At 62.7% G+C, this 6,939-nt stretch carries 8 protein-coding genes and 1 pseudogene; 3 read left to right on the top strand and 6 right to left on the bottom strand.

Annotated features, from left to right (window positions below; translation table 11 throughout):
* From AC1DJT_RS32610 to AC1DJT_RS32600, 3 genes are all read right to left on the bottom strand, one after another.
* Positions 1-738 (bottom strand): outer membrane protein, encoded by a 738-nt coding sequence (locus tag AC1DJT_RS32610; protein ID WP_476835694.1) that lies wholly within the window; start codon positions 736-738, stop codon positions 1-3.
* Positions 739-1,483: 745 nt separating this feature from the next.
* Entirely contained in the window at positions 1,484-1,624 is a 141-nt protein-coding gene (locus tag AC1DJT_RS32605) for a hypothetical protein (RefSeq protein ID WP_476770866.1), read from the bottom strand.
* A 155-nt stretch (positions 1,625-1,779) separates the two neighbouring features.
* Positions 1,780-2,229 carry a response regulator transcription factor gene (locus AC1DJT_RS32600; protein WP_476835696.1) on the bottom strand — a complete coding sequence of 150 codons (450 nt, stop codon included), beginning with the start codon at positions 2,227-2,229 and terminating at the stop codon, positions 1,780-1,782.
* A gap of 27 nt (positions 2,230-2,256) precedes the next feature.
* Between AC1DJT_RS32600 and AC1DJT_RS32595 the strand changes: the two genes are divergently transcribed.
* On the top strand, positions 2,257-4,110 hold the full coding sequence (locus AC1DJT_RS32595) for a potassium transporter Kup (RefSeq protein WP_476835695.1): 1,854 nt from the start codon (positions 2,257-2,259) through the stop codon (positions 4,108-4,110).
* Between the two features lie 103 nt (positions 4,111-4,213).
* Here the strand turns inward: AC1DJT_RS32595 and AC1DJT_RS32590 are convergent, their stop codons facing one another.
* Complete coding sequence (locus AC1DJT_RS32590; RefSeq protein ID WP_476835693.1) at positions 4,214-4,660, bottom strand: hypothetical protein; 447 nt, start codon at positions 4,658-4,660, stop codon at positions 4,214-4,216.
* A 58-nt stretch (positions 4,661-4,718) separates the two neighbouring features.
* Here AC1DJT_RS32590 and AC1DJT_RS32585 point away from each other — a divergent pair, with 58 nt between their 5' ends.
* The gene (locus AC1DJT_RS32585; RefSeq protein WP_476770869.1) at positions 4,719-4,976 is read left to right on the top strand and encodes a hypothetical protein; all 258 of its coding nucleotides are present in this window, start codon (positions 4,719-4,721) and stop codon (positions 4,974-4,976) included.
* Positions 4,977-5,245: 269 nt separating this feature from the next.
* On the opposite strand, the gene AC1DJT_RS32580 is transcribed toward AC1DJT_RS32585, so the two are convergent.
* Positions 5,246-5,521 carry a YMGG-like glycine zipper-containing protein gene (locus tag AC1DJT_RS32580; RefSeq protein WP_476770870.1) on the bottom strand — a complete coding sequence of 92 codons (276 nt, stop codon included), beginning with the start codon at positions 5,519-5,521 and terminating at the stop codon, positions 5,246-5,248.
* Positions 5,522-6,391: 870 nt separating this feature from the next.
* Positions 6,392-6,565: pseudogene (locus AC1DJT_RS32575) on the bottom strand (IS6 family transposase); the annotation flags it as partial.
* Between the two features lie 52 nt (positions 6,566-6,617).
* Here AC1DJT_RS32575 and AC1DJT_RS32570 point away from each other — a divergent pair.
* Positions 6,618-6,939: IS6 family transposase (locus AC1DJT_RS32570; RefSeq protein WP_476835692.1), on the top strand; the 322-nt coding region annotated here is incomplete at its 3' end.

Genomic DNA, 6,939 nt, shown 5'->3' with positions numbered 1-6,939 from the left:
TCAGAACTTGTAGTTCACGCCGACGCGCAGGAGTCCGGCGCCGCCGCCGCCATTGCTGACCGCGGTATAGGTTCCGGCCGGCAGCACGCCGCCCGCGGGGTTTTCGAAGACCTGGGCCCTCCTGCCCTCGCCGGTATCGACGTAGAGACCTTCGAGCTTGACCGTCCAGTTATTGGTGAAGGCGTATTCGACACCGCCGCCGATGGTCCAGCCGGCATTGCTTGTCGTGTTGCCGGTCAGCGGGTTGCTGTTCAGGCCGCCATAGGCCAGACCGCCGGTGATGTAGACCAGCGTCCGATCGAAGGCGTAGCCGATGCGGGCGCGTACGGTACCGAAATAGCCACCGTCACCGCCGCCTCTACCGGCCCACCAGGTGTATTGGCCCCAGGCCACGCTACCGCCTGTATCGACATACTGGATATCGGTCTCCAGGCCGTAGACAATCGCGCCGGACTGCCAGTTATAGCCGATCTGGCCGCCACCGACGAACCTGCCATCACCACCGCCGACACCGCTCAGAACGCTGGAAGAGCCAGCAGTCGGCCCGTTGACGGCGATCTCGCCCGAGTCAGCCCAGCCCACGCCGGCGTTGAGACCGACATAAAGACCAGCCCAGGTGAACAGGGGCGCGTAGACGATCGGGGGAGGCGGMGCYTGGCGGCTGGGAAGRTCRGCGGAGAAGGCCGACGTTGCMAGRCACGTCGCAAGAACGGCGGTGGATACAAGWCCTARTCGCATGGTGTCCTCCGAGGTCAGGGATASGCMAGTCAATCTSTTCCATATSRAGTMACKRCAGAGAACCCGAATAATCCGTGCCACTTCCCAATGAAGTGCCGAATGTTACGGACTGCGATATTTTGATCACTTCGCTCTATGAGTCCAAAAAACGACTGCCCAGAGCATGCCAATCCCAACGGGCGCCCGTGGGGCCCAGACCTCCGGCATGGGGCGGCGTGGGGACGGGCGTTCCATCGCGGTTGAGGAAGTCACTCCAGTTCAGGCCATCGATGCTCTTGCTCAGTGCTCATGCGCGATAAATCACGCATGCGGTGCCGTCATCGAAAGATAGTGTACCAGGCCCGCCATCCCTCCCCAGAGCAGGAACGATATCGCAGCTCCCCAAATAATCCCTCGCMCAAAACTATCGTCATCGTCTCCCTCGGGCCGAAGCCATTTGTAATTCCGCTGGTTTGCCGGGGGCGATGCTGGAGGTTCGTGAGAACATCCGTTTCCCTTTGAGGCCGCCATGCCAATAACCTTTCAGATGGCCGATGGGCGTAGCGAATCGTGTAATATTCAGCACGTAGTCAAACCAAGATCTGTAATCTAAGTGATGTAAGCACACGTATATCGGCTCGTCGACGGGGATTTGCACCTGCCCGTTCGGGGCGACTGAGATTGGTTAACCGGTGACATCAGGACGATACAGCCACGATAAGACGAGACCGCACGCGCGCACTACATGACGATACGTCATATAATCTCAGCTGGGGTCATCGCGCTGCGGCCCGATTGTACTTGCGCTATCCCTGAGACCCGATTTCATCGCCAGTCCCAGCGGGATCGGCATCAGGCCCTTCACCGGGTGCTGGTCGCCTGCACTCCGTGCCAGGTCGGTTGTCATGGCGCTCCAACTCTTCTTCTCGAGACTGCCACAGAGCCGTCGTCCACCTCCGGGAAACGCGCCGTTTTGCCAGGCGCCGCGTTTCTCGGCCGTTTTCAAACTGCGTACACAATGCAGGGGGGTGTTGGTGCTCTCGAACTGGTCGCCCGCCTTTTCTAAGAGATGAGCCCAAGCTGCTCTGAGGACAGGACAAGCTCGGCAATGGAGCGGGCGGCCATTTTTTCCATCACCTTGTGGCGGTGGGCCTTGATGGTGCGAATGGTGGTTCCGAGTTCGTAGGCGATCTGCTTGTTCATCCGGCCTCTCGCCACAAGGGCGAAGACCTCGCGCTCCCGCGGGGTGAGGCTGCCGAGCCGGACCGCGCGCAATTCGGCGCCATCGTCATCGCGCCTTGCCTGACGACAGCGCGCTAGCGCGAGACGGTTCCCACGATCCCTGACGCCTGACCTCCCAGCCCGGGCGGCCGGTAACCCCCGTCGTTGCGGCAGTGCAGGCAAAGGGGAACATGTCTTGCTAGGAGCGCTGCTGCATGCGCTATTTCCATGTAATGGGGAGGCCGGCGCATGGCTCGTGAGGTTCTGTCGCAGAACGGCTCTGCGTCTCATCACCATCACAACGGCTCCGTCCGCGCCCTGACCCTCGGCGCTCTGGGCGTCGTCTATGGCGACATCGGCACCAGCCCGCTCTATGCGCTCAAGGAAGCGGCCCGGGCCGCGGCTGCGGGAGGAGCCTTGCAGCCGGAAGCCGTCATCGGCTGTGTCTCGATGATCCTCTGGGCGCTGATCCTGATCATCTCGATCAAGTACTCGATCTTGATCCTGCGCGCCGGCAATCGCGGCGAAGGCGGCATCATGGCGATGCTGGCCCTGCTCAAGGCGCGCCATGCCAGGCCCGGCACAGGGCGCGCCTATGTCCTCGTCGTCGGACTCGTCGGCGCCGCCTTGCTCTATGGCGACGGCGCGATCACGCCGGCCATCTCCGTGCTCAGCGCGATTGAGGGCCTCAAGGTCGACGCACCGATGCTGGCGCCGGCCGTCGTGCCGCTGACCGCTGCGATCCTGATGGGTGTCTTCCTGGTCCAGAGCAAGGGCACCGGCTTCATCGGCCGGCTGTTCGGGCCGATCATGCTGCTCTGGTTCCTGGCGCTCGCTCTGCTCGGCATCCGGGGCATCCTGATGGCGCCGGGGATCCTCGCAGCGATCAACCCATTGAATGCGCTCTACTTCATTACCCACACCGCCCCGCTCGTCGGCTTCGCCGTGCTGGGCGCCACGTTCCTGGCCGTGACCGGTGGCGAGGCGATGTATGCGGATATGGGCCATTTCGGTCCCAAACCCATCCGCCTCGCCTGGTTCACCATCGTGCTGCCTGCGCTGATGCTCAATTATTTTGGCCAGGGCGGGCTGCTACTCACCCAACCTGCAGCCCTCACCAACCCATTCTACCAACTCGCCCCGGACTGGGCGCACTACCCATTGATCCTCTTCGCCACCGCCGCCGCCGTCATCGCCTCGCAGGCGGTAATTACAGGCGCCTTCTCGCTCACTCGACAGGCTGTGCAGCTCGGCCTCTTCCCCGCCGTCCACATCAAGCACACGGCCCATGACCAGAGGGGACAGGTCTACATTCCGATCGTCAACTGGATGATCTGCCTGGCGACGCTCACCTCGGTCTTCATGTTCCGCTCGTCCGATGCGCTGGCCGGCGCCTATGGCATCGCCGTCTCGTTGCTCATGGCCATCACCACCGGACTCGCAGCGCTGATCGCCCTCAAATGGGGCTACAACCCAATCCTTGTCGTGGCGGTCAACGGCTTCTTCCTGCTGATCGACCTTGCCTTCTTCTCCGCCAACCTGCCGAAGTTGCATGAAGGTGGCTGGTATCCGCTGGTCCTGGCGCTCGTGCTGGTGGTGATCATGCTGACCTGGCGGCGCGGCCTCGCTTTGGTGGAGGCAGCGCGTGGCCGCCAACGCGAGCCGGAKAGGGAGTTTCTCGACATGCTGGCCACGAACCCGCCTGTGCGCCTGCCGGGCACCGCCGCCTTTCTGGCCTCGGCCGCCCGCGGGCTTCCGCTCTCACTCACGCATTTCGTTCGCCACAATCATGCCCTGCACGAGCGCATTCTTCTTGTCACCGGCAAGCTAGAGGAAATCCCGCGCGTCCCCGACGAAAACCGTATGGAGGCGATCAAACTCGCGCCCGGCGTCACTCGCGTGATCCTGCATTTCGGTTTCATGGAGACGCCACATATTCCCGGCGGCCTACGCTGCGGCGCCGACCGTGGACTTCTGCCGGGCGTCGATCTCATTCAAATGTCGTACTATATTGGCCGTGAGACGATCATTCCGCGCGAGGATATTGTGGGAATGGCCGTGTGGCGCGAGGCGCTCTTCTCCTTCATGCAGCGTAACGCCGAGCGCTCAGCTGCCCATTTCCACATCCCCGCGAAGCAGGTCGTGGAGGTCGGCGTGGAGATCGAGATCTGATTGCCACGACTGAAGCCTGCTCGAATACGTCACCAAGCCCTTAAGGAGCAGAGCGCAAAAGCGTTCAGCGAGAAGCAGGGGGCGGTCGGTTGCCGCGTTCAGCTCAAGGATGATCGTCCTCCCCTGACGGGATGCGCCGCGCATGTCTCTCGAACCACGAAGCAAGATCAGCGCCCCATAAGGCGGCAAGTTCAGTGGGGCTGAAATCATAGGGCGAGCGAGGGCTCAACGCTTCGATGCCCTTCAGCCAGCGCTCCCGATGCTTCGGTGAAAGAARCGGGTTGTTGATGTCGATCGGCTGGTCGTCCATCGCCTTGAGGACATCTCTCATCCGGAGCGCACGCGGTTTCCGCCGGGTCTGCGTTTTCTGCTCCGTCGCTAGCTTCCTGAAATGCACCAGGTCGCTGACCAGCCGGGCATAGGGGGCGACGTTCCAGAGCCGCAGCTGCTCGATCACCTCCGGGCCGTGCTTCGCAACGTCGGCGGCGACGATATCGATGATCGATGCCCCGAGGCGATCACGGGCGTTGAGCAGGTTCTGTYGCCTCATGGCGGTCTCTCCCGCGCCTGCGCGCGCTATGGGCAGGCATCGCCCAGCCGCGCCACGCATGGCGGCGATGCGCAAGGGCATGGCTGAATGCAACAAGCCCGGCATGGCGGACGATGTTAAGGCGCGAGGAGCCCCACGGAGCAAGACCGTGGAGTTCCTCGTCATCTGTTGGTCCCTCGCAGTGCTCGTCTGGCTTGCGCTGATCCTCGTCGTCTCGTTCCACTACCTGCGGGCTGAAAAACTTGAGAAGGCGGTTGGCGTGAAGGTTAAATCCGACCCCGCCGAGAAGGACCGCATCCGCCGCCAGCTGCGCTGACCTTTCGGCGCAGCGCGCCCACGTGGGACGTCCGGCAACGCGCCTGACCTACTGGAGCCGTCAAGACGGTGCCTGACCCGCGCCCGATGCCCGCGCGTCTCCCGGCCCCGTACAAGCTTGCGTCCCCGTCGCGTGCGCGACGGTCTGCTCCCGGCTGGGTTGCCCTGTCAGCACCCACGCGCAACAGCCGCCCCATCGGAGCGGCTGTGCATGAAACCAGATGCTGCCGGTGGGCTCGCCAATTGGCCCGGCAGGTGTGCTCAGGCGCCTTACGGGCAGGGACCTGAGAAACGGCGACCGCTCGTGTCCTGGAAGATGCAGTTGTTTGGGGTCGTCGCCCGACCGACCACCGCGCCGGTCACGCCACCTGCAAGGGCACCGATGGCGGCACCACGACCGCCGCCCGCGATCCCACCGATGAGCGCACCACCGCCAGCGCCAATGGCGGCGCCGCCAAGCGTGCGGTGCGACTGAGACTCAGGGTTGCAGCCTGCGAGTAAAAGGCCAAGGCCGATAAAGCCGGCGACTGTGATCGAACGGAGCATTTTGGGGTCCTTGTTCAAGTCTGCGCGCGAATGCGAACGCATCAAACTAGGGCGAGACGTCGGGTGCGCCATCGCAAGTGACMGCGTCAGTCGGGAATTCCTGTGGATGTTCATCCGGTTTCCCCGATACCTGAAGCTTCGTAGCCTTCAGCTCGGTCGCACGGCGTCGCCGAAATCTTTTGATCACGGCCTGACGGAATGAGGCCCAAAGCAGCTGCTTGCCACTCTCGACCTCAACAAGTTCCTGCTTGAGCTACCAGCGCCCTCCATCGAGAAACTCGGTCACTGCCGTGCGCTGCGCCTCGAGACCCAGACCAGAGCGTCCCTGACGCAGCGTCGACACGCGGAGATAACCACCACAAGGCAGGCCGGGCAAAGCGGCCCACCGCCCCTACCGCGCGTCTTCCGCGCCTGCGCTGCGCGCCGCGACACCCGCCAGCGCACGCGACGGCGCCGACGATGTACAAACGGATTGCGGAGCCTGGTCAGACCGGGATCGTCATCCCCGATGTCGAAAGGCGCGATGAGGGCCGGACTCATGGCCTGATATCCCTTCGCTGGGAGGCCCGGATCGTCCCAAACGTCGCTGCCACGCAAGCAGCATGAGGGTGGTAGTTTGAAGGTCCGCGACCTCACGCTGGATTAAATCCAACCTATCGAGGACTTCTTTGTATTTCTGCATTTATGCATTCGGCGCTCTTCCCGCGCATAATACAACAGAAACATCAGCAGGATCGTCTATCGCCTGCAACTTCCGTTTTGCAACGACGAACAAGTGCCGACGAGGACCTTAAGGCCCGACTGGCACCACCCATCTGGGTTCTGTTGCAAATTCCCGCGGCGCCATAGAATTTGGTCGTTCGTGCCCTTTCACGCCGCTGCGATAATCTCAAACTGCGCTGCGATGGTTGGATTTGGATTGTAGGCGTATCTGGCCTGTCCTTTGCGCATCATGTGAACCATCTCGATACCGGCCAGGGTTGCCGCGGCGCTTTTGAATGATGTGAAGCCAAGCATCGATCGGATTCGCCGTTTGATCCGCCGGGCGTTGTCACGTTAACTCCGGCATGGCGGCAAGCGGTGTAGGTGGGCGTGCATGACCCTGCCCGCCATCAGCTACAAGCGCCATCGGTTCCCTCCGGCGATCATCGCCCATGCGGTGTGGCTGTATTTCCGGTTTCCCCTGAGCCTTCGCCTGGTGGAGGAGATGCTTCTGGAGCGCGGCATCGCCGTCTCCTACGAGACGGTGCGGCGCTGGGCCTTGAAGTWCGGGCGGGATTACGCCCACCGCCTGAAGCGCAAGAGGCCGAGCCGCCGCGACCTTTGGCATCTCGACGAGATCGTCGTCACCATCGCCGGAAAGAAGCATTGGCTCTGGCGGGCGGTCGACCAGGACGGCTATACCCTAGATGAGATCG

The sequence above is a fragment of the Allobosea sp. 05T422_2 genome (assembly GCF_056396265.1).
This window is presented reverse-complemented; position numbering and strand designations above follow the sequence as displayed.